Here is a 22,382-nt window from a genome sequence, read left to right on the forward strand (position 1 = left end):
TTTGATAGCGATTTTAGGGGGAGTTTACTAAATATTTTCTTGTACTCAACCGAGCTATGAAAGCAGCATTATTTATATGACAGGATCATCAATTAATTATTTGAAAATTTTATTTGCTCAGTAGTTTTATTCGGATCCTCTATATTTTTAAATTCGGATAAGTTTTCCTTAATTGTCTGTTGTTTTGAAAGCAAATTCATATGGTTAACTATATCCTGAGCATTATAAGCATAGCGTAAGCCTAAGTGGGTTTGCCTATCTTGGTGAGAAACATCTGAAAGAACCTCTTCAATATGACAAAGATCTCCGGAACTACTTACAACTTTATCGGGTAAGTCAATGGTTTGTTTCGTGAGATGTTCTAATTCTTTAGGTTCCTCTAAAAAGGCAACTTTGATTTGAGAAATATCGATATTTTTTTCTACCAAATGTTTCAAAGTTTCATATATATTTTTAACTCCCGGCCTGTAATGACCACTATAACAAGTAATTACTTCGATTTGACCGTTTTTAATTTGCATTTCACCTGCGCCTAATACTAATCCTCCTTCAGTCATGGTTGAATGAGCCACTTTATCCGTTTTATCTTTATGATTAAAAAGATACATGTCTCCATCTGCGTTAATCGTAAAAGCGCAGTATCCTCCTTTGCCGTGAGACAGCATATCTGATGTATCAGCAAGTGTTGTTGTGGATAATTCTCTATCATATCTTACAATCTTTCCATCTCGAATGAGTGCACGATGAGGATCGCGCTCTTTAGGTTCAAGCATTTTTGTTTGTCCCTTGATATCTTGTTGTTTGGAAAGCTCATTCACTTCCAATAATTGTCCGCGCTCCTTGGCTAAAGCAAGTTTTGCTGTCCTCCTCCATCTATATTTTGCTGTACTAGTCGCATTATTCTCTGCAGGAATCTTATTTAACTTAATACTTTCGTTAGGTACCAGATTATATTTATCTCCATCCAACTTTAATTTTTTTGGTAACTCATCTTCATTACTAATTGCTTGGTAAACTCTTTTACCTGCTATCAATGTCAGTGTATTATTTGTTCTATTACAAAGAGTTTTCATTATATTCATATACTTTTCTGCTGTTTTTTGTAATTCTTCTTTTTCACTGGGCAATACATAGTCCTTTTCTATCAAGGCTTTTTGGCAAGTATTATAAATATGATAAGCATTAGCGATTGTTTGAGTTAGGGTCTGTTTTTCGTTTCGATTACATAAGATTTCGACTTCTGAAATTAAAGTACCTACTTGCTGTCTTTTTTCACACATGTCGTTAATGTTTGTTATGTTGATTTTTTTCTCTAGACAATATTGATTTAAGTCTTTTTTAAGAGTTTCTAGTTCCTGAATAACTTCATTTTTATCTTTTTCGTTAACTTCTGGGCCGAAAATCCCATCATTAAAGCTAGCTACGTATAACCTGAAATCAACAATAACATTAAGTTTTTCTGCAAGAGAATCTGCCATTTTATATTGAGATTTATATTCTTCAATTTGATTACTGAGTTCAATGTTCATTCATTACACCAATTGAAACATCTATATATTAAATGATAGCATATCAATCTTATTGCAATTAAAATGATCAATTGAGTGGAGTAGACAAAGCGATTCAATAAATAATTAAGATTAGCAGTACAAGGACTAATTTGGGGCTGGGATATAATAGAATAGAAGTTATTTTATTTTTTTTAAACTTATTATGAATTGGCTCGTATAATTTAGTACTGACGATTCAGTGAGTTTAATTTAATCATATAAAGTATCAGTTTTGGGGATTAAAAGTCTCTTCTTTTGGAAAAATGTAAAATTTACTTGACAGAGCTGAGAGAGCTCATTAAACTGCGAACCTAATTTTGGGGTTATAGCTCAGCTGGGAGAGCGCTTGCATGGCATGCAAGAGGTCGGCGGTTCGATCCCGCCTAGCTCCACCATCAACATCTCAGATGTTGATGGTGAAAAATGTTCCAGGTCCCCATCGTCTAGAGGCCTAGGACACCGCCCTTTCACGGCGGGAACAGGGGTTCGAACCCCCTTGGGGACGCCATTTTAATACTTTTTTATTCTAGAATTTAAATTTTTCGGCTCTTTCCCAAATCTGGAGCAATAATTAAGTCTTTTCCAGATCTTCCTCATTTCCGGGGCACTAATCAAGCACACAAAACCCTAGCTTTTATTGGTTTTTTATCGCTAAAGTACTTCTTTCCAAAACATTATGTACTGTGATTTTGTTAATTTACCTCAATTAACTTTATTGTGGAGCCACCTTGAGTTCGGAATTAAAGCCTTTCAAAAATTGTCCTTGTGTTAAATCCAAACAATCGCTCATGCATTCTATATGCATATTCATCAGTCATATTGGCGATGTAATCACAAACAATTCGATATGCAGTAGTTTCATCCTCAGCCTCTTTAAACAATATTCTATTTTTATTATCTAATAAACTGCCAGGATTTGAGCTGATGGCATCAAATAATCTAAGTACCACTGTTTGTCCGCCATACTCAAAAGTGCGTGCCTCTTGGGAATCAATAACATTATTGTAAATGCATTGTTTCAAATAGTGGAGCAGTGCATCTGCCTCTGGAATTAATGCAAGATTATATTTAAGTAAATTATTTTCAAAGTTTTCGTTCGTGATAATGATCTGAGTAGAAGTAATGAAATAGTTGACCATTTCACCAATAGTTTGTTTTCTTGAATATAAATCTGATGAAAATAAAGAATCAATGAGATGGGTTTTCCGATGATTTAATGAAGTATTAGCTAAAAGTAGTCTGAATTCTTGAGTATCCAGATGGGCAGGATTTATTAGTCTTAAATGGATGGCATCTTCGAGATCATGAACCCCATAAGCAATATCATCAGCGATATCCATGATGGAACAATCAAAGCTATGATAAGCCGATTTACCTACCTTTGTTCCTTGGGGAAGGTATGTGAGGGCTTGAAATAATTTTTTATCATTATTAGAAAAAGGGGAAAGCAACCAATCAATCTCGGGTTGTTCGCAATCAAAATAGGCTTTGGGAGGTAACCAGTCGTTAATTTTGATAGTTTTATGAATGGATTCATGGATTGGGGGTTGTTGAGGTGCAACAACAGTAGAGCGTTTTACCGGATATTTGAGAATACCGAGAAGTGTACGTCGGGTTAAATCAAGGCCATAAGTTCCATAACTACTTTCAACTTTAGTAAGTAACCTTAGCGTTTGTCCATTTGCTTCAAAACCACCATAATTGCGCATCATATAGTTCAGCGCTACTTCGCCTCCATGACCAAAAGGTGGGTGGCCAATATCATGAAGTAAACATATAACAGAGATAAGATCATCATTAGGTAATAAACCAGAAAGCATTAAATGCTTTTCTCGGGTTATCAAAAGATTATGTACGATACTACGACCTATTGAATCTACTTCTAAGGAGTGTGTGAGTCGAGTACGATGGAAATCTCCTTCATCAGTTCCTAAAATCTGTGTTTTTCTTTGTAATCTTCTAAATGCAGGGCAATGGATGACACGTGTTCGATCTCGCTCATAGGGATCTCGATGATCTTGAGAGCCTCTTTGATTGGTTTGTCCTGAACGTCTGTGTGTCCACATAAGCTATTGCCCTAATAAAAACAATTACTGTAAGACATAATTTGTTCTTTAACAACACAAAAACCTAAAGTTTTTTCTAAATGCGTAGATATAGTAATCAAGAAGAATTGTAAATACCAATAGGTTGAATACATGCTTTGGGTTCGGTAATGGCGTCAATTTAAGTGCATGCAGCCCGGATTAGACGCAATCGTAATCTGGGAGTTTTGTACCATGCTCCCCGGATTATGGCTTTGCCTAATCCGGGGAGCAGACGAATAAATACCAGCTTTTCTTAAGTTGGTGTTGTTGTGAGCTCAAGGCGTAACGACTAATAAGAAGAATTATAAATTAGGGGAATGATCATGAATGATACATTTAAATTAACGCTTATAGGGATTTGTGCTTTTAGTATGTCTTCTTGTTCTATGATGGATAAGAATGAATATCCAAATTATCCAACATATATTTATGATCCTGCACAACCATATACGTTAAATAATTACAATACGATTAATTATGATTATAGTTATAGGCAAAAACAAGAAGTTATGGTTCCTGATTCATATCATGTAGGGGAGCTTCATTCTCCGGTATCATTTAAGGATAGAGATCAAACTTGGGTAAATAGCCAGAATCCTCAAGGTTATACGATTGAACTGACTGAAGGAGATAAGGCATCTCAAGTAGCGCAAGTCCTTTACAAAGCCCCAAAAAATGATCGTATGGCACAAGTAAAATATGATCGTGATGGTAAAACTCATTATAAAGGAGTATACGGTACGTATACTAGTGCAGAAGAGGCTCAAAAAGCACTTAATGCGTTACCGCCTGAAATTAAAAGTGGCGCTTCGGTGATTAATTGGAGTAGTGTTCAACAATAATTATGTTTAGAGTAAAGCAGATACAATAAGGAAATAAATGTTTTCTCATGCTTATGTTTTTCTAATTATATGTCTCGTTTCTGGTATTATTGCATATAAAGGAACAAATCCTACATCTTTATTGATTGCAAGGATTATTTTTTCAATATCTTTAATTGCTCTGTTAGCTCATGCGCCACATCCAGGAGATCTTTAAAAAAAGAGGTCTTTTTCAAGTCAGCTTTTTTATGTTGTTTTTGCTGTAGAGCTAATGAGGATCATTAAACGAGTTACTCCTGGTGTTTTTGTGCGATCTGCTTCGAATTGCTTCACTGCGATGGCATATCCCTGATTAATTTTTTCCAGCCAAACAATAAATAAGTTAAACGCAACCGCATCAAAAGTGAGTTGGATATCACCGGAACCAGTTTGTTGCAACTGATAAGGAAACTTCAATGTAGGATCATTTTTAAGTTGGGTTGCTAATGCAGTTAATAATTGACTGTTATTCACTATTTGTTTCGTTTGTGTTGTACGACCTTGTTGTTTTATCTTTTTCATCCACTGCAAAGTGTTCATTTTATCAACTAATTGCGCTGATTTTTGGGTTACGCGATTATTTAATGGTGTATATAAGAAAAGATAATATATGTAGAGAACAAGACACAACCCCGTTCCAATGAGCATCCATTTTTCTCGTTCATTGAGTGTACTTAAATAAGATTTCATGTTAACTCCAAAGTTGCGACAACTTGCTGCTCATGGGTAGATGCTTGAGTTTGCTTTACTTTTAATTGAAGTTTTTTTAATTCATTTTCTAATTCTTCCAGACTGGCAAAGTCAGTACTTATTAGAGTCACGGATAGAGTTTTATTTTGAAATCGTAATTGCTCTAGAGTAATTCGATCATTTTTCATTACTTTAGCAAATTGATTGAGTAAAAACCAAAAACGATTTTGATCTTCTTCATTATTGTTTTTTAAAAGTTGTGTAATGCGAAATTTAGGGCTAATAACCTGTTTCGCATCAGGAAAAAATTCATGATAGATCACAGCGATCTGATCATCAATTTTTTGAGTTTGTTTATTTAATGAATGTAACTCAATAGCATTCACTGATAAAAGCGATATTAACCAAAGACAAAAAAGTGCAGCGGTTAGTAGATATCTCTTTTTTAGTAAATTTGCTTTATCTCCATGTTGCATTTCGCCTTGGCAGAGATTCATTAATTTAGTTTTTAATATTCTTTGTGCAATCCAGACGGAAGAGTATTCTTCTTTTTGTGGAAAGCTGGAGTAAGCTGAAGGGCTATCTGCAAAAAGCAGAGGCTGTTGATCAGGGTGATTTTTAAGATAGATATCAATTAGCTCTTCTTTAAGAGCACCTTTAAACTCTTCAGTATTAATAAGTAGGGTTGTTTCATGGAAGCAGAGTTCTTTGGGCTCTAAAGCAAACCAATCTAATGTAATTCCCACAAATTCGATATTATGCTCTTGAAACAATTGCATCAGGTAGCGAATTCTTTGCTTACTTACAACGGAAATTAAGTATTGGTTATTTTGATATCTTGCTCTATCAAATGCAAAATGCAGTTCATCCACTGGTTGTGCTAATTTATCTTCTAGCGCATAAGGAATCGCAGCTCTAGCTTTTCGCTCAGGAAGCCATGACAACTCAAGATCAAAAAGGCTTGCTTGTTCGCTGGTTTCAATGACTAACGTCTTACAGTCATTTTGTAAGGTTTTAATTTCAATAAAATTACGTTTTGCAGGTGGAACAATTAATGTTCCATCTGCATTAATTTTTAGACAAAAACATCCATTCTCATCAAGATGTTTTGTGAATAGAAAAAGAGTATCCATTCTTAAGTGTAAGCTCTATGTTTTTTGTGATTCATTACTGTCCATTGCTGCTTTAATTGTTGGGCTAATAAATAAACTACAAGCGCATATTGAGGGCTTGAATTGTAACGAGTAATGACAAAGAAATTTGGATAAGCTATCCAATATTCATTTCCTTGAGCAGTAGTAAGTTCAATCAAACCTGCACGTGAAGGATGATTATGCGCAGCTGTTACAGGTCTTACTCCATTTGCTATTAATTGTGCATAGGAGTAATTCGCTGTTCTAGGATTCATATGAATATACTTATATTGTTTTCCTCTTAACACAGCATGTTGTGCAACCCCATCATTTGACTTCCAACCATGGTGATAGAAATAATTTGCGATACTTCCTATAGAGTCATCGTTATTAGTGACTAGGTCACGTTTACCAGTATTGTTAAAATCAACAGCAAAATTACGATAGCTGCTTGGCATAAATTGAGGTTGGCCTATAGCACCAGCATAAGAGCCCTTATATTGTGTCGCAGAAACTCCATGCTCACGGCAAAGAAGTAGGTATTCTTTTAATTCTTTGGTGAAATAGGGCGAGCGTTTTGGATAGTTGAATGCCAGTGTTGCTAAGGCATCAAGAACTCGGTATTCACCTTGCTTCTCTCCATATAAGGTTTCTACGCCCAAAATTGCGACAATAATTTCTGGAGGAACACCGTATTTTTTTTGTGCTTTTTCTAAAGCTTTTCTATTAGCAACCCAATAACTTAGCCCACTGTTTAAACGGGCAGGGGTTAAGAATATATCTCGATACACATCCCAATTTTTCTTTTCATAAGGCTTTTCCATTGACTCAATAATTTGAGGCTGAATTACTACCTGATTCATTGTCGCAGTAAGCTCTTTAGCACTAAAATGATATTGTTTTACCATATTTTTAATAAAAAGTTGGACATCCTTTCTTTGTGTAAATGCAGTATCTGAATAAATTGAAAAAGGGAAAAAGAACAGTATCAGTGCAATAAACCCCAAACTATGTGCTCGTCTCATAGCATACTCTATATATATTAAAACGAAGGAACAAATTTTATTAAAAATACGATGCATTAGCAAATACTTTCAGACCGAGCATATTTAAGCTAAAATGCGCTATTTGCAAAAAGGTTATTACAGTTGAGTGATTTAAAGCGAATTCGTAATTTTTCAATTATTGCCCATATCGATCATGGTAAATCAACCTTGGCTGATAGGTTTATTCAAATTTGTGGCGGTTTAACTGAACGTGAAATGAGTGCACAAGTTCTCGATTCTATGGACATTGAACGAGAGCGAGGAATCACAATTAAGGCGCAATGTGTTTCCTTAAATTACTTGGCAAAAGATGGTAAATCCTATTTATTAAATTTTATCGATACACCAGGACATGTGGATTTTAGCTATGAGGTGTCTCGTTCCCTTGCCGCCTGCGAAGGTGCTATTTTGGTTGTCGATGCAGCCCAGGGCGTGGAAGCACAGACCGTTGCAGTATGTTATACCGCAATTGATCAATCATTGTCTGTGTTACCAGTGCTTAATAAAATTGATTTACCTCAAGCAGAGCCCGAACGCGTTATTTCTGAAATTGAAGATATTATTGGTGTAGACGCACACGATGCAATAAGAGTAAGTGCCAAAGTTGGTTTGGGAGTTGAGGATGTACTTGAAGCATTAGTCAAACATATTCCTCCACCAGAAGGTGATATTAATGAATCGCTACAAGCATTAATTATTGATTCTTGGTTTGATAGTTATCTTGGTGTGGTTTCTTTAGTACGCATCGTTAATGGCTCAATACGCAAAGGCGATAAGATGCGAGTGATGTCTACTGGTCGTTCTTATGAGGTTGATCAAGTAGGTATATTTACCCCAAAACGTACTAAACTTGATGCACTCAATGCAGGTGAGGTGGGTTATGTCGTTGCTGGAATTAAAGAAATTCAAGGGGCTCCTGTTGGTGATACACTGACTCTAGAAAAAAATCCTGCAGATAAAGAGCTTCCTGGATTTCAACGGGTTAAACCTCAAGTTTATGCGGGTTTATTTCCTATTAGTGCTGATGATTTTGAGGCTTTTCGGGAGGCATTAGCTAAATTAAGTTTAAATGATGCTTCATTATTTTATGAGCCTGAATCATCAGAGGCGCTTGGTTTTGGTTTCCGTTGTGGTTTCTTAGGAATGCTGCATATGGAAATTGTCCAAGAGCGTCTGGAAAGAGAATATAATTTAGATTTAATTTCTACAGCACCTACGGTAGTTTATCAAATAGTAACTCAAAAAGGGGAAACTTTACTTATTGATAATCCCTCTCTTCTTCCACCAACTCCACAAATTAAAGAAATGTATGAACCTATAGTAAGAGCTAATATATTAGTACCTCAAGACTATCTTGGTTCTATTATTAACTTGTGTATTGAGCGGCGTGGTGTGCAAGTGAATATGACTTATAGTGGTCGACAGGTTTCTGTAACGTATGATATTCCTATGAGCGAAGTAGTTTCAGATTTTTTTGACCGTCTAAAATCAGTAAGTCGCGGTTATGCTTCATTAGATTATAATTTTCTGCGCTTTCAGGAAGCGGATTTAGTAAAAATGGACATTTTGATCAATAGTGAACGTGTTGATGCGCTTTCTGTCATTGTTCACCGTTCTTCGGCACATAGCCGAGGTAAATTGATTGCAGAGAAAATGCGAGATTTGATTCCACGACAAATGTTTGATGTAGCAATTCAAGCGGCATTGGGAAGCCATATTATTGCTCGACAAACAGTTAAAGCTTTACGTAAGAATGTTACTGCAAAATGTTATGGTGGTGATGTGACACGTAAACGAAAATTATTGGAAAAGCAAAAAGCGGGTAAAAAACGTATGAAACAAGTTGGACATGTGGAAATACCCCAAGAAGCATTTATGGCTGTTTTTCAAACAGATAAAAAGAAATAGGTGTATTTTTTAGGATCTAAAGTTATGAATTTTGCTTTAATATTAGTTGTCTTATCTTTTGTCAGCGGGTTTATCTATTTGCTTGATATCCTATTTTGGGCAAAAAAGCGTGGAGAGGATCAAAAACCCACTAAGATTATTGAGTATTCGCGTTCATTTTTTCCTGTTTTTTTTATTGTCTTGATCTTACGTTCCTTTCTCATTGAACCGTTTCGTATACCCTCCGGATCACTTGAGCCTACTTTGTTAGTTGGCGATTTTGTGGCAGTGAATAAGTTTATTTATGGTTTGAGACTTCCGGTTTGGGAAAAGAAAGTCATTACCATATCTGATCCTAAAGTTGGCGATATTGCTGTATTTCGCTGGCCACCTGATCCTTCTTATGATTATATCAAAAGAGTGATTGGTATTCCTGGTGATAAAATCAGTTACCACAATAAGGTATTAACAGTAAATGGAAAAGTAGCAAAACAGACTTTTATTGAGTACACAATTGATGAGAGTTCTGGAAAAGCAGTATCTAAATATCAAGAAAATTTGAATGGAACGGTGCATGATATTTTTGTTAGAACAGATATTCCTGCTGTGGATTTTGACATTGTCGTTCCCGAAGGCAATTATTTTATGATGGGAGATAATAGAGATGATAGTGCAGATAGTCGATTTTGGGGATTTGTACCTGAACCTTATTTAAGAGGAAAAGCATTTCTGGTCTGGATGAGTTGGAATGGTAAAACAGATAATGTACGTTGGTCAAAAATTGGAAAATTAATCCCCTAGGCAAAGAGCAAAGGCAAGATTTCTTAAAAGTAAAGTCCTAGGGATTGGTTTTGATAATTACGAGGAATTGAGCATGTATAAGCAGCAGGGAATGACTTTCATAGGAACATTACTGACTATAGTAGCAATCGTTATAGCAGCCACAGTAATCATGCGTGTTGTACCTGTTTATTTGCAATATTATTCTATAATTAAGTCGATTGATGATTTAAATTCTATACCTGCATCTAATTTGACAGGTGATTCAATGCAGGATATTAATGAGTTGAGAGGTGTTTTAGATAAACACCTTGATATTAACGGAATAACAAGCTTAAATGAAAATCAATTAACTATTGAACCTATAGGGGCTAATAAATTTATGGTCAGATTAAAATATCAAGTGATAAAGCCTTTAATATATAATGTGAGTTTATTATTTGATTTTAATCATACTGAAGAGGTGGTAGCAGGTAGTGAAAATTGATCTAGAACGATTATGCCGACGATTAGGCTATCACTTTAAAAATAGTGCATATCTCAAACAAGCATTGACTCATTGTAGTGTGGGTAGCGAAAATTATGAGCGTTTTGAATTTCTAGGGGATTCTATCTTAAGTTTTGTCATTGCAAATGAATTGTTTCATCGATTCCCCTTACAAAGTGAAGGCCAATTAAGTCGGTTACGTTCATTTCTGGTGCGAGGCGAGATGCTGGTTGAGTTAGCTAAAGAAATTGAGCTTGGTGATTTTCTTTTTTTAGGTCAAGGTGAACTAAAAAGTGGAGGTTTTCGTCGAGCTTCGATTCTTTCTGATGCGTTAGAAGCTGTTTTCGCAGCTGTTTTTCTAGATGGTGGAGTAGATTGTGCAAAAGAAGTGATTCTAAAATTATATCGATCCCGACTTGAAAGTCCTAATTTAAATGACTGTCTGAAAGATGCGAAAACGCAATTACAGGAATATTTACAGGCAGAAAAAATTCCTCTTCCAGAATACATATTAACTAAAATAGAAGGTGATGAGCACAATCAAATTTTTTATATTACTTGTGCTGTTAATGGAATGAAACAAAAAACCTTTGGCCAAGGTTCCAATCGACGAAAAGCAGAGCAGTTAGCAGCTAAAGCAATGTTAGAACAATTACGCTTCGGATGAACTGTAACAACATATTTTAACTCAAATGTAATAGAGTAGCCCGCTAATAGCGTCATATTATAAATGAGCATCATTTAGTATATCTTCAACGAGAATTCAACTCTTCTAAACTACTGCCGATCTCTAACCATTCTTCTTCTACTTGATTTAAAGAGGAGTGGGTGAGAGAGCGTTTTTCTAAGAGTTGATTTAATTTATTTTGTTGCTTACTGTCTTCATAAAGGCTTGCATCACTAAGCTGAGTATCTAATTGGGCGATTTCATCTTGATATTGTTCGATCAAATGCTCTAACTTTTTAAGTCGATTTTGTAAGGCTTTTTTTTCTTTATAATCATTCGTTACTGAAAAAGGGGTGTTTTCTTTAATAGTATCTTTGTTTTGTAACCAAGAATAATAATCATCCAAATCACCATCAAAAGCTTCGACTTTTTGCTGATAAACCAAATAATAACTATCGACACTGGTTTTTAACATATGGCGATCATGAGATATCAATATTAATGCCCCTTCATAACTTTGTAATGCGAGTTCAATTGCTGAACGCATGCCGAGATCCAAATGGTTAGTGGGTTCGTCCAGCAAAAGTAAATTAGGTTTTAACCATACGAGTTTTGCTAAAGCAAGTCGTGCTTTCTCTCCACCAGAAAAGTGATGGATGGGTTGTACTGCCATATCACCTATAAAATTAAAGCCACCCAAAAAGTCACGAACAGCTTGTTCACGCACCTCTGGGGAAAGTATTTGGATTGTTTCGACTGGGCTTAATTTGCAATCCAATTGTTCTAATTGATGTTGTGCATAATAACCGATCTTTAAGTGTGCAGAACGGTGAATTGTACCATTCAAAATGGGTAAAGAGCCGGTTAATGTTTTAATAAAAGTTGATTTCCCTTCACCATTAGGTCCAAGCAAGGCAATTCTATCGCCAGGATTAAGAGATAGATTTATTTTTTTTAAAATAGGTTTTTCAGGCTGATAACCAGCATCCACTAGGTTGCATTGTATTAAAGGATTGCTCGCTCGGGGACATGGAAAAAAATCAAAGGAGAAGGGTGAGTCTATTTGTGCTGCAGCAACAATTTCCATTCGTGCTATTGCTTTGAGACGACCTTGGGCTTGTTTTGCTTTAGTAGCTTTTGCTCTAAAACGATTTACAAAAGACATCATATGATTAATTTTAACTTGTTGTTTTTCATATAAGGCTTGTTGCAATGCTAATTGTTGGGCATGAGTTTTTTCAAAGCAACTGTAATTACCACTATAAAGTGTCAGATTTTGTTTCTCAATATGCAAAATATGGGATACAAAAGCATCAAGAAATTCACGGTCATGAGAAATAAGAATAATGGTGCTTGGGCTTTGTTTTAAAAAGCGTTCCAGCCAAAAAATTGCCTCCATATCTAAATGGTTGGTAGGTTCATCAAGTAACAGTAAATCAGAGGGCTTCATTAAGCAACGTGCAAGGCTTAAACGCATACGCCAACCGCCAGAAAAGCTATTGACCGAAGCTTGTTGTTGTTTCGAATTAAAACCCAGCCCTGACATAATTGTAGCTGCCAAAGCAGGCTTACTATAGCCAGCAGTATGGTTTAACTCTTCATGACATAATAATACTTCAGCATCATTTCCCGATGTTTCTGCTTTTTGTAAACGCTGACATAACTTAATATAGCCATCATCCCCACCCAATACAAAATCTAATGCGTTTTCATCGCTATCAGGCAATTGTTGTGATAAATGACTGATAGTGAGTTGAGGATTAATTAAAAATTCACCTGTATCCGGAGTTAACTTTCTTAGTAAAAAATCAAATAGTGTTGATTTGCCACAACCATTATGACCAATTAAGCCGATTTTTTGTTTCTCATAGAGAGTAACATTGACTTTATCCAATAAAATTTTATTGCCACGGCTTAAAGTAATTTGACGAAGAGTAAGCATGATAAATTTTTAACTATTAATAAAATTAGAGGCACAAACTCGATACTTAATTGATGTGTATCTAAGGTGGAGCACAGTGTAATCTGAGTTATAAAGGTTATTTATAAAATCAGAACATCTGGCTTATGTTGCGCCCACTTAGCTACGGATCAAAAGCATACTTTTTTGAATTCTATCATAAATCTATTCAACTTGGTTCTGGCTCTATAGTTTTTTTCCGAGCTGATTGGTGTCGCGCTTTTTTCTCAATATCAATATAACGATCTGTAGTCGCACTCGAGCTATGACCTGCGTCATCGCGTACATGTTCGCGTGGACGGATTTTTACATCTTCGGAAATGCCAGTATGTCTTAGCCAGTGAACTGTTGCTGCAGTTAAATTGTCGGCTTCTTCACCATGGCCTTTGATACGTAATTGTTCTCCAGCAAGGTCAAAGCATTGTTGAATAATTCTACGGATGGGGGCGGTATCAGCCATTGGGCCATTCCCCCGAATTTTAGGAATGAGAGGGGCGTTATCTGCAGATGATGGAAGTGGAGTTAATCCTAGGAAACTTCGCCATCGCATTAAACTTTCTAACATTGCATCACTTACAGCGATTTGCCGTTCTTTATTCCCTTTCCCAACGGTGGTAAACCACCAATGCCCATTACTGTCTTTAGCAAAGTGATTCATACTTGGTATCCAGCGCTCACTTGCTACAAGCTCAGATATTCGCAAATACATTCCAAATAACATGCTTAACATAAAACGAGTTCTCTCATGTTTTATTGGTGAATCATTAGCAAGGGATTCAGCTGCATCCAATACTGCGCTCCATTGAAGTAGGCTTAAGCGGCGTATAGGCGCATTGTGCTGAGCTTTACGAATAAACTTACTTTTTTGGCGAATTAAAGCTACTGGATTGGCGACTAAATATTCCTCAGCGATTAAAAAATTAAACAATGTACTTAAAATGGCTAATATTTCTTGGAGAGCACCTTGTGATAAATTAAATTGCTCAATCACTGGTTTTTGACCTCTCTTCAGCGCAGCTTTGCTCAAAGTTACTACAAATGGCCTCCACTCTTCATTAGGGATTCGTTTTCCCTCTTTTTCTATAAAGCGAGGTACCTTTTTTAAGCTTATCCAAGTATTAGGAGGTTTTTGACAAAAGCGGATGTATTGTTCTATATCGTCTCGTCTTAATTGATCTAATGTAGAATTTTTAATAAGCCATGTCCACTGTAATAATCGTTCGGATTCTCTTCGATAACTATTGAATGTACCTTGACTTCCTGTATAGCTTTTAAGAAAGTTCAAGGTGTAATTAAAATCGTTTTGAAATTTTATATCAGGGAGTACGACATTTTCTTGATTTTTATGTAAATAATTGAGGTTATCAAAAATAGGTAATAATTTAATTTTCATTATTTTGTAATGTGAAATGAATAATGATCAATGCTAGCTGAAAATTAAAGAAGATACGAGTGGGGATTAAAAAGCAGGGGTTGTAGTGGTTTTTGTCTATATGAGTTAAAAAAAATCTTTTTGGTGGTTAAATATAAATGCAAAAGGAGATTAATTAAAATTAATGAAAATTTAATGATTTAAGATATTGACCTTAAGGATGGCAGCTAGTATTATCAGCGCTCTGTCCTTGGGACGGGTTTTCGGGGTGTAGCGCAGTTTGGTAGCGCGCCTGCTTTGGGAGCAGGATGTCGGGGGTTCGAATCCCTCCACCCCGACCAATTTTTTTGCGCCCGTAGCTCATCTGGATAGAGCATCGGCCTTCTAAGCCGAGGGTAGCAGGTTCGAATCCTGCCGGGCGTGCCAGCCCAGATCATTCCATAAGAGTTCTGGCAAAAAATTATGGTGAGCGTAGCTCAGTTGGTAGAGCCCCGGGTTGTGATCCCGGTTGTCGTGGGTTCGAGTCCCATCGTTCACCCCATTTGAAAAACAAATGGTTTTAACACGAAAGATTTTATTTCGGTCTTTACAAGACTGGATTACTGATTGATAATCCAACCTGATTTGCGAAAGTGGCGGAATTGGTAGACGCACTGGATTTAGGTTCCAGCGGGGCGACCCGTGAGAGTTCGAGTCTCTCCTTTCGCACCATTATCATTATAAATTCCATGAGGTGAAATTAATGCACGTTTCGGTTGAGACCCTAAAAGGTTTGGAGCGTAAGGTAACAGTTTCTGTACCTTCAGAAAAAGTTGAGGAAGAAGTGAGCTTACGTCTCAAGAACCTTGCTCGCAAAGTCAAAATAGATGGTTTTCGTCCCGGTAAAGTACCTTTGCATGTTGTTACGAATCGTTATTCAGATAGCGTTCGCGAAGAAGTTGCTCGAGATATGGTTCAATCTACTTTATATGAAGCATTGCAAAAAAATGAATTAGTTCCTGCTGGCTATCCTTCTGTTGAGCCCGAACAACTTGAAAAAGGTAAAGATTTTAAATATAGCGCAACATTTGAAGTGATGCCTGTATTTGAGATTGCTGAATTAAATCAAGCTCCGGTTGAGTTATCTCGTTCAGAAGTCACTGATAAAGACGTTGAGCACATGCTTGATAAACTTCGTGAACAAAATAAAGTATGGGATGAAGTTTCTCGTGCAACCAAAAACGGCGATAAAGTAGTAATTGATTTTACAGGCTTTTTGGATGATAAGCCTTTTGACGGAGGTAGTGCAGAGAATCATGAGTTAACTCTTGGTTCAGGAGCAATGATCCCCGGTTTCGAAGAAGGAATTATTGGTAATAAAAAAGAAAAACCATTCGATATTAAAGTTACTTTTCCAGCTGACTACGGTCATAAAGAATTAGCGGGTAAAGAGGCTGTTTTCAACATTACGATTCATAAGGTGATGGAAGGAAAACTACCCGAGCTAGATGATGCATTTGCAGAGAAATTTAATATTAAAGAAGGGGGCGTAGATGCTCTCAAAAAAGATATTAAAGAAAATATGACCCGTGAATTAGAGCGTCGTGTAAGCATGATGAACAGGGAAAAAATGTTTGATAAGTTAATGGAAGTAAACGAAATTCAGCTGCCTTTAGCATTAATTGACAAGGAAATTGAGCATTTGAAGCATGACATGTATCATCGTATTTTTGGACATGAGCATCATGAGAATGAAAAAATCCCTGATTTTCCACGCGAGCTTTTTGAAGAGCAAGCCAAACGCCGTGTTCATCTTGGTTTATTGTTCTCTGAATATGTTAAAAAGCATCAAATTGTTCCAGATAAGGATAAAGTAAACGCTGTGATCGAGAAATTTGCCGGTGCTTATGAAAATCCAGACGAGTTGCGTACTTGGTATCAAAATAGCAAAGAGCATATGGCTGAAATTGAAGCTCTTGTTTTAGAGGAAATGGTTGCAGATAAAATTGCTGAAGATGCAAAAATTGAATACAAATCAAAGGACTATGATTCAGTAATGAATCCTAAGCCAGCGACTGAAGAGACAGAGAAGAAAGGAGAGTAAGTATATGTCAGGCTATTCAGAGGATATCATTCGTAATGCCAGTGGATTAGTACCTATGGTTATTGAACAAACCTCACGAGGGGAGCGTTCATATGATATTTACTCAAGATTATTAAAAGAACGAATTATTTTTCTTTTAGGTGAAGTTGAAGATCATATGGCTAATTTAGTGGTTGCTCAATTGCTGTTTCTTGAGTCTGAAAATCCTGAAAAGGACATTTCCCTATATATAAATTCACCTGGTGGAGTAGTTACGGCAGGATTGGCAATTTACGACACCATGCAATTTATCAAGCCTGACGTGAGTACCTTGTGCATAGGTCAAGCAGCAAGTGCTGCTGCTTTATTGCTTTGTGCTGGAGCTGATGGAAAAAGATTCTGTTTGCCAAATTCACGAGTGATGATTCATCAGCCTTTAGGCGGTTACCGAGGGCAGGCAACTGATATCGAAATCCATGCACGCGAGACTTTAGCAGTAAGAGAGCGTCTAAACAATATAATGGCAACACATACTAAAAAAACGCCTGATCAAATTATGCGTGATACAGAGCGTGATAATTTTATGAGTGCTACACAAGCTGTTGAATATGGTCTTATTGATAAAGTGCTTTATGATAGAGAGTCAGCGAGCAAAACAGAATAGTTATTTTTGTAAACCAGAGTTTGTTTATAATTCGCTAGCTTGAATCAAAATATTTTGATGCTAAAACCTCAAGCTATTTTGATCTAGTTAGGGTATTGTTAATGCGATTCATTTCTATGCCCTGCGTATCGCACATAAAGAGCGACATGTAGGTAGTAGAATCCAATTGCCAATATCCGAGTAGAATTGTAAGCGGAATTTAGAAAACTGAGCCGCAATTGCTAGGGAGCTAAAACTTATTTATTCTTAAATTTGTTAGCTTCTGCATATGCGGCTCACGTTTTTTAGAGTACTATAGTTTATAATGAATTACAGTGGCATATCTTTTTCTGATTGACTAATATTTTACATATATTATCTTTTCCGATAATGGTTGTAAGAAGGGGTTTGGTTATGAGTAAATCCGGTAACGGAAGTGGTGAAAAAGTTTTGTATTGTTCTTTTTGCGGAAAGAGCCAACATGAAGTAAAAAAATTAATTGCTGGTCCTTCCGTATTTGTATGTGATGAGTGTGTTGAGCTATGTAATGATATTATTCGCGAAGAAACACACGATACACAAGAAGAAACTGAAGTACGTTTACCTTCGCCTAAAGAAATTTCATGTTTCTTGGATGAATATGTTATAGGACAAGCACATGCAAAAAAAGTTTTGTCTGTAGCAGTCTATAATCACTACAAGCGATTACAACATAAAAGCGAAGATGGTGTTGAACTTGGAAAAAGTAACATCCTACTTATAGGCCCAACAGGAAGTGGAAAAACTCTTTTAGCACAAACATTAGCTCGTATTTTAAATGTTCCTTTTGCTATGGCGGATGCGACTACACTTACTGAAGCAGGTTATGTTGGTGAAGACGTAGAAAATATTATACAGAAACTTTTACAAAAATGTGATTATGATGTAGATAAAGCACAGCATGGTATTGTTTATATCGATGAAATTGATAAGATTTCACGAAAATCTGATAATCCTTCTATTACTCGGGATGTTTCAGGCGAGGGTGTTCAACAAGCACTTTTGAAGTTAATCGAAGGAACAATTGCCTCCGTCCCACCTCAAGGTGGTCGTAAACATCCACAACAAGAGTTTTTACAAGTAGATACTTCAAATATTTTGTTTATTTGTGGTGGAGCATTTGCAGGTTTAGAAAAAGTAATCAGAGAGCGAAGTGATAAATCAGGTATTGGGTTTTCTGCGCAGCTGAAAAACAAAAAAGATACCAGCGATGAAGTTTCGAAGGTATTGAGTCAGTTAGAATCTGATGATCTTATTAAATATGGGTTAATTCCAGAATTTGTTGGAAGATTGCCTGTGGTTACTACCTTGCAAGAACTTGATCAATCAGCGCTTATTGATATTTTAACTAATCCCAAAAATGCGTTGACGAAACAATTCCAATCTCTTTTCAAAATGGAGGATGTAGAGCTTGAGTTTAGGGATGAAGCATTGGTAGCAATTGCTAAAAAAGCTTTAGAAAGAAAAATGGGTGCTCGAGGCTTGCGCGCTATACTTGAAAATATTCTTTTAGACACAATGTATGAGTTACCTTCTCTTGAGGGAGTAATTAAAGTTGTGGTTGATGAGAGTGTGATAACTAGCTCCTCAAAACCGATTCTTATTTATGAGCAAGATGAGATGAAGAGTGCAGCAGGTGGCCAAGAGTAGACATTTTCTACTCTGTATCTCTCCTGCACATAATGTAGGGGAGAAGTTCTTATAAGGGACTTTCTTAATTATAAAGCTTTGATTTCTTGCAATAACTCTCCCTTCCTTTTAAATTATAAGTTAGTAGTCATTAAAATATTAATTTTAAGTTTTCTGTTTAAATAAGGGTTCATTATGTCCATTGAAAATAAAGAAAGTTCGAATGAGACTGAAAAAATGTCCAACATACCTGTATTACCATTAAGAGACGTAGTGGTTTACCCTCATATGGTTATTCCTCTTTTTGTTGGTCGAGGAAAGTCAATTAAAGCCTTAGAAGCGGCTATGGTTGATAATAAACAAATCTTTTTAGTAGCACAGAAAAAATCATCAAATGATGATCCTGGAGAAGCTGATATCTTTCAGATAGGTACACTGTCAAGTGTGCTGCAGTTATTAAAATTACCGGATGGAACTGTTAAGGTTTTAGTCGAAGGTGAAAAACGTGCTAAAGCTAAAGAATATCATCAGACGCAAGGATATTTAGAAGCGGAGCTTGAAGAAATGGAAGATGAGAATGCGGCTATGCCTGAGCCAGACATAGGCATTTTAATGCGTTCTCTTATGTCGCAATTTGAGCAATATATTAAACTTAATAAAAAAATCCCGCCTGAAGTTTTATCCCCTTTAGCGGGTATTGAAGAACCTGGTCGTTTAGCGGATACGATTGCCGCCCATCTTACTTTAAAAATTGATGACAAACAGGAATTATTAGAAACTTTAGATGTGGGTACTCGTCTTGAACGCTTGATGTCTGCAATTGAGAATGAAATAGATCTATTGCACGTCGAAAAGCGAGTAAGAGGCCGAGTAAAACGTCAAATGGAAAAAAGTCAGCGCGAGTATTATCTCAACGAGCAAATGAAGGCTATTCAAAAAGAATTAGGTGAGTTAGGTGAAGAAGGCAATGAAATTGAGCAACTAGAAAAATCAATTAATAAAGCCGGTATGCCCAAAGAAGCAAAAGAAAAATCACTTGCTGAACTTCATAAACTAAAAATGATGTCACCCATGTCTGCAGAGGCTACGGTTATTCGAAACTATCTTGATTGGATGCTTGAAGTACCGTGGAAAAAAAGAACAAAAATTCAATTTGATTTACTAAAAGCTGAAAAATTATTAGACAAAGAGCATTATGGTTTAGAACAAGTTAAAAAGCGTATTATCGAATACCTTGCTGTTCAACAACGTGTAAAGCGTCTAAAAGGCCCTATCTTATGTCTTGTTGGTCCTCCCGGAGTAGGTAAAACTTCATTGGGACAATCGATTGCTAATGCTACAGGACGTACATTTATACGTATTGCTTTAGGTGGTGTTAGAGATGAAGCTGAGATCCGCGGCCATAGAAGGACGTATATTGGTTCTATGCCTGGGAAAATTATCCAAAAACTCTGTAAGGCGGGCGTAAAAAATCCATTAATTATGCTTGATGAAGTTGATAAGATGGCTATGGATTTCCGCGGTGACCCTGCGGCGGCTTTATTAGAAGTATTGGATCCAGAACAAAATCATACTTTTAACGATCATTATCTAGAAGTTGATTATGATCTCAGTGATGTTATGTTTATTGCCACAGCTAATTCTCTGGAAATACCTGCACCATTATTGGATAGGATGGAGGTAATTCGTCTTGCGGGATATACAGAGGATGAAAAAGTAAGTATTGCTGAAAAATATCTTGTGCCCAAACAAATCGTCTTAAATGGTTTAAATAATGAAGAAATTCACATTAGTGAAGGTGCTATACGAGAAATTATTCGTCATTATACGCGCGAAGCTGGTGTACGTAACTTAGAACGGGATATTGCTAGTGTTTGCCGAAAAGTCGTAAAGGAAATTTTATCCAATAAAAAGATCAAAAAAATGGCTGTATCACTTAATAATATTGAAAAATATCTTGGTGTAAAAAAATATAGATATGGTCTTGCTGAACAATTTGATCAGGTTGGCCAAGTTACAGGATTAGCTTGGACAAGTGTTGGTGGGGAGTTGCTTACTATCGAAGCTTCTATGATGCCAGGTAAAGGTAAAGTGACGCATACAGGTCAATTAGGCGAAGTGATGCAAGAATCCATTCATGCTGCGATGACTGTAGTACGAAGCCGAGCTAAAAAACTTGGTTTAGCGGATGATTTTTACGATAAAAATGACTTCCATGTTCATGTTCCAGAGGGAGCAACACCTAAAGACGGGCCAAGTGCGGGTATTGGTATGTGTACCGTTTTAGTCTCTGTAGTAACACAAATCCCCGTTAAGGCAGATGTAGCCATGACCGGTGAAATTACGCTAAGAGGACAAGTGTTACCTATTGGTGGCCTTAAAGAAAAATTATTGGCAGCTCATCGTGGTGGAATTAAACATGTCATTATCCCTGAAGAGAATGTTAAGGACTTAGAAGAGATACCCGATAATGTATTACGTAAGCTAACAATTCACCCTGTTCAGACTATTGAACAGGTGCTAGAACTCGCTTTACAACGCAGTCCTTGGGTGGGCGAGCCAACAAATGTACAATCTGGTAAAATTGTTGGTAAACGCTCAAAAAAAATTAAAAATAATGATTTACATACCCATTAATACAGGGTATAGTTCGTTTCGTAGCCCGCCAATAGCGGGCCCTGCAAGGAAGTAACTACTTGACCGGTTAATTTGATTATTAAAGTTAAATTAGCTTAGAAGTATGGAAGATTAACTGTATAGGGGAAGCAATGAATAAGAGCGAATTAGTTGATGCTATAGCAAGTGGTTCGGGTTTAACAAAAGCTGACGCAAGTAGAGTTCTGGAAACATTTACTAGTACTATTACTGATGCGTTAAGAAGTGGTGATCAAGTAGTAATACCTGGTTTCGGATCTTTCTCAACAGGTAATCGTTCAGCACGTACTGGTCGAAATCCACAAACTGGAAAAGTTATACAAATTAAAGCGTCACGAGTAGCCAAGTTTAAAGCGGGTAAAAACCTGAAAGAAGCAGTTCAAGAAGCTTAAGTTTTCAGGGTGCTTAGCTCAGCTGGGAGAGCATCGCCCTTACAAGGCGAGGGTCGTAGGTTCGATCCCTACAGCACCCACCAAGAAATGGAGTGGTAGTTCAGTTGGTTAGAATACCGGCCTGTCACGCCGGGGGTCGCGGGTTCGAGCCCCGTCCACTCCGCCAAATTAACGTAGATGCATTTTTTTTGGGGTCTTCCCCTTTATCTTCATCTATTGTTCGCATTTATCTGGCTCTTCTCCAATGCCGAGGGCAAATAATCAAGAACAGGTCATTGGTTTGGCTCATCCCCATTTCCCTGTCTCTTGATCACATCTCCATCAATTTGGTAGCTATCCGGCTCATCCCCATTTCCCTGAATCTTCTACACATCTTGTTTATCCCAAAGAAACATGATCAAATCACCTCTTTTAAGGTGATGTATGGATTTAGCAATTGAAGA

Annotated in this window: 18 protein-coding genes and 8 tRNA genes; 19 read left to right on the plus strand and 7 right to left on the minus strand. The window is 36.6% G+C overall.

Annotation, left to right across the window (positions count from 1 at the left end):
* Positions 1–92 precede the first annotated feature (92 nt).
* Positions 93–1,529 carry a hypothetical protein gene (locus Lsan_RS22825; RefSeq protein WP_237762022.1) on the minus strand — a complete coding sequence of 479 codons (1,437 nt, stop codon included), beginning with the start codon at positions 1,527–1,529 and terminating at the stop codon, positions 93–95.
* 340 nt (positions 1,530–1,869) lie between these two features.
* On the opposite strand from Lsan_RS22825, the gene Lsan_RS03505 reads away from it, so the two are divergent.
* Both Lsan_RS03505 and Lsan_RS03510 read left to right on the plus strand, forming a co-directional pair.
* Positions 1,870–1,945 (plus strand) — tRNA-Ala (locus Lsan_RS03505).
* Between the two features lie 37 nt (positions 1,946–1,982).
* Positions 1,983–2,058, plus strand: a tRNA-Glu gene (locus tag Lsan_RS03510).
* 232 nt (positions 2,059–2,290) lie between these two features.
* Here Lsan_RS03510 and Lsan_RS03515 read toward each other — a convergent pair.
* Entirely contained in the window at positions 2,291–3,616 is a 1,326-nt protein-coding gene (locus Lsan_RS03515; protein WP_058513150.1) for an anti-phage deoxyguanosine triphosphatase, read from the minus strand.
* Between the two features lie 344 nt (positions 3,617–3,960).
* Between Lsan_RS03515 and Lsan_RS03520 the strand changes: the two genes are divergently transcribed.
* Positions 3,961–4,479, plus strand: coding sequence for a hypothetical protein (locus Lsan_RS03520; RefSeq protein WP_058513151.1), 519 nt, complete (start codon positions 3,961–3,963; stop codon positions 4,477–4,479).
* 37 nt (positions 4,480–4,516) lie between these two features.
* The gene (locus Lsan_RS21930; RefSeq protein ID WP_133134283.1) at positions 4,517–4,675 is read left to right on the plus strand and encodes a DUF1328 domain-containing protein; all 159 of its coding nucleotides are present in this window, start codon (positions 4,517–4,519) and stop codon (positions 4,673–4,675) included.
* Positions 4,676–4,704: 29 nt separating this feature from the next.
* Here the strand turns inward: Lsan_RS21930 and lspM are convergent, their stop codons facing one another.
* From lspM to mltB, 3 genes are read right to left on the minus strand one after another with little or no spacing between them, the layout of a single operon-like run.
* On the minus strand, positions 4,705–5,187 hold the full coding sequence (lspM, locus tag Lsan_RS03525; RefSeq protein WP_058513152.1) for a GspM family type II secretion system protein LspM: 483 nt from the start codon (positions 5,185–5,187) through the stop codon (positions 4,705–4,707).
* Positions 5,184–6,320 (minus strand): type II secretion system protein GspL, encoded by a 1,137-nt coding sequence (gene gspL / locus Lsan_RS03530; RefSeq protein ID WP_058513153.1) that lies wholly within the window; start codon positions 6,318–6,320, stop codon positions 5,184–5,186. The genes lspM and gspL overlap by 4 nt, the downstream gene beginning before the upstream one ends.
* 2 nt (positions 6,321–6,322) lie before the next feature.
* Complete coding sequence (mltB, locus tag Lsan_RS03535; protein WP_058513154.1) at positions 6,323–7,345, minus strand: lytic murein transglycosylase B; 1,023 nt, start codon at positions 7,343–7,345, stop codon at positions 6,323–6,325.
* 123 nt (positions 7,346–7,468) lie between these two features.
* Between mltB and lepA the strand changes: the two genes are divergently transcribed.
* The 4 genes from lepA to rnc all read left to right on the plus strand — a co-directional run bounded on the left by lepA (position 7,469) and on the right by rnc (position 11,187).
* A complete protein-coding gene (lepA, locus tag Lsan_RS03540) occupies positions 7,469–9,274 on the plus strand; it encodes a translation elongation factor 4 (protein WP_058513155.1) in 1,806 nt (601 codons plus the stop codon).
* Between the two features lie 24 nt (positions 9,275–9,298).
* On the plus strand, positions 9,299–10,054 hold the full coding sequence (lepB, locus tag Lsan_RS03545; RefSeq protein ID WP_058513156.1) for a signal peptidase I: 756 nt from the start codon (positions 9,299–9,301) through the stop codon (positions 10,052–10,054).
* A gap of 73 nt (positions 10,055–10,127) precedes the next feature.
* Positions 10,128–10,520: a DUF4845 domain-containing protein gene (locus Lsan_RS03550; protein WP_058513157.1), complete on the plus strand. Its 393-nt coding sequence runs from the start codon at positions 10,128–10,130 to the stop codon at positions 10,518–10,520.
* Positions 10,510–11,187 (plus strand): ribonuclease III, encoded by a 678-nt coding sequence (gene rnc, locus Lsan_RS03555; RefSeq protein WP_058513158.1) that lies wholly within the window; start codon positions 10,510–10,512, stop codon positions 11,185–11,187. The genes Lsan_RS03550 and rnc overlap by 11 nt, the downstream gene beginning before the upstream one ends.
* Positions 11,188–11,272: 85 nt before the next feature.
* Here the strand turns inward: rnc and Lsan_RS03560 are convergent, their stop codons facing one another.
* Together Lsan_RS03560 and Lsan_RS03565 are read right to left on the minus strand one after the other, a co-directional pair.
* Positions 11,273–13,129 (minus strand): ABC-F family ATP-binding cassette domain-containing protein, encoded by a 1,857-nt coding sequence (locus Lsan_RS03560; protein WP_058513159.1) that lies wholly within the window; start codon positions 13,127–13,129, stop codon positions 11,273–11,275.
* A gap of 187 nt (positions 13,130–13,316) precedes the next feature.
* Positions 13,317–14,540: a tyrosine-type recombinase/integrase gene (locus Lsan_RS03565; RefSeq protein ID WP_058513160.1), complete on the minus strand. Its 1,224-nt coding sequence runs from the start codon at positions 14,538–14,540 to the stop codon at positions 13,317–13,319.
* A 243-nt stretch (positions 14,541–14,783) separates the two neighbouring features.
* Here Lsan_RS03565 and Lsan_RS03570 point away from each other — a divergent pair.
* The 11 genes from Lsan_RS03570 to Lsan_RS03620 all read left to right on the plus strand — a co-directional run bounded on the left by Lsan_RS03570 (position 14,784) and on the right by Lsan_RS03620 (position 22,105).
* Positions 14,784–14,860, plus strand: a tRNA-Pro gene (locus Lsan_RS03570).
* Positions 14,861–14,868: 8 nt separating this feature from the next.
* Positions 14,869–14,945, plus strand: a tRNA-Arg gene (locus Lsan_RS03575).
* Between the two features lie 39 nt (positions 14,946–14,984).
* Positions 14,985–15,060 (plus strand) — tRNA-His (locus Lsan_RS03580).
* 85 nt (positions 15,061–15,145) lie between these two features.
* Positions 15,146–15,230, plus strand: a tRNA-Leu gene (locus Lsan_RS03585).
* A gap of 31 nt (positions 15,231–15,261) precedes the next feature.
* Positions 15,262–16,602 carry a trigger factor gene (tig, locus tag Lsan_RS03590; RefSeq protein WP_058513161.1) on the plus strand — a complete coding sequence of 447 codons (1,341 nt, stop codon included), beginning with the start codon at positions 15,262–15,264 and terminating at the stop codon, positions 16,600–16,602.
* 4 nt (positions 16,603–16,606) lie between these two features.
* Positions 16,607–17,245: an ATP-dependent Clp endopeptidase proteolytic subunit ClpP gene (gene clpP / locus Lsan_RS03595; RefSeq protein WP_058513162.1), complete on the plus strand. Its 639-nt coding sequence runs from the start codon at positions 16,607–16,609 to the stop codon at positions 17,243–17,245.
* Between the two features lie 393 nt (positions 17,246–17,638).
* Positions 17,639–18,913, plus strand: coding sequence for an ATP-dependent Clp protease ATP-binding subunit ClpX (gene clpX, locus Lsan_RS03600; protein ID WP_058513163.1), 1,275 nt, complete (start codon positions 17,639–17,641; stop codon positions 18,911–18,913).
* Positions 18,914–19,087: 174 nt separating this feature from the next.
* Positions 19,088–21,529, plus strand: coding sequence for an endopeptidase La (gene lon, locus Lsan_RS03605; RefSeq protein WP_058513164.1), 2,442 nt, complete (start codon positions 19,088–19,090; stop codon positions 21,527–21,529).
* A 131-nt stretch (positions 21,530–21,660) separates the two neighbouring features.
* Positions 21,661–21,939, plus strand: coding sequence for an HU family DNA-binding protein (locus tag Lsan_RS03610; RefSeq protein WP_003631985.1), 279 nt, complete (start codon positions 21,661–21,663; stop codon positions 21,937–21,939).
* A gap of 7 nt (positions 21,940–21,946) precedes the next feature.
* Positions 21,947–22,022, plus strand: a tRNA-Val gene (locus tag Lsan_RS03615).
* Between the two features lie 6 nt (positions 22,023–22,028).
* Positions 22,029–22,105 (plus strand) — tRNA-Asp (locus Lsan_RS03620).
* Positions 22,106–22,382: the final 277 nt, after the last annotated feature.

The organism is Legionella santicrucis (assembly GCF_001468135.1).
In the GTDB taxonomy this organism is placed as follows: domain Bacteria; phylum Pseudomonadota; class Gammaproteobacteria; order Legionellales; family Legionellaceae; genus Legionella; species Legionella santicrucis.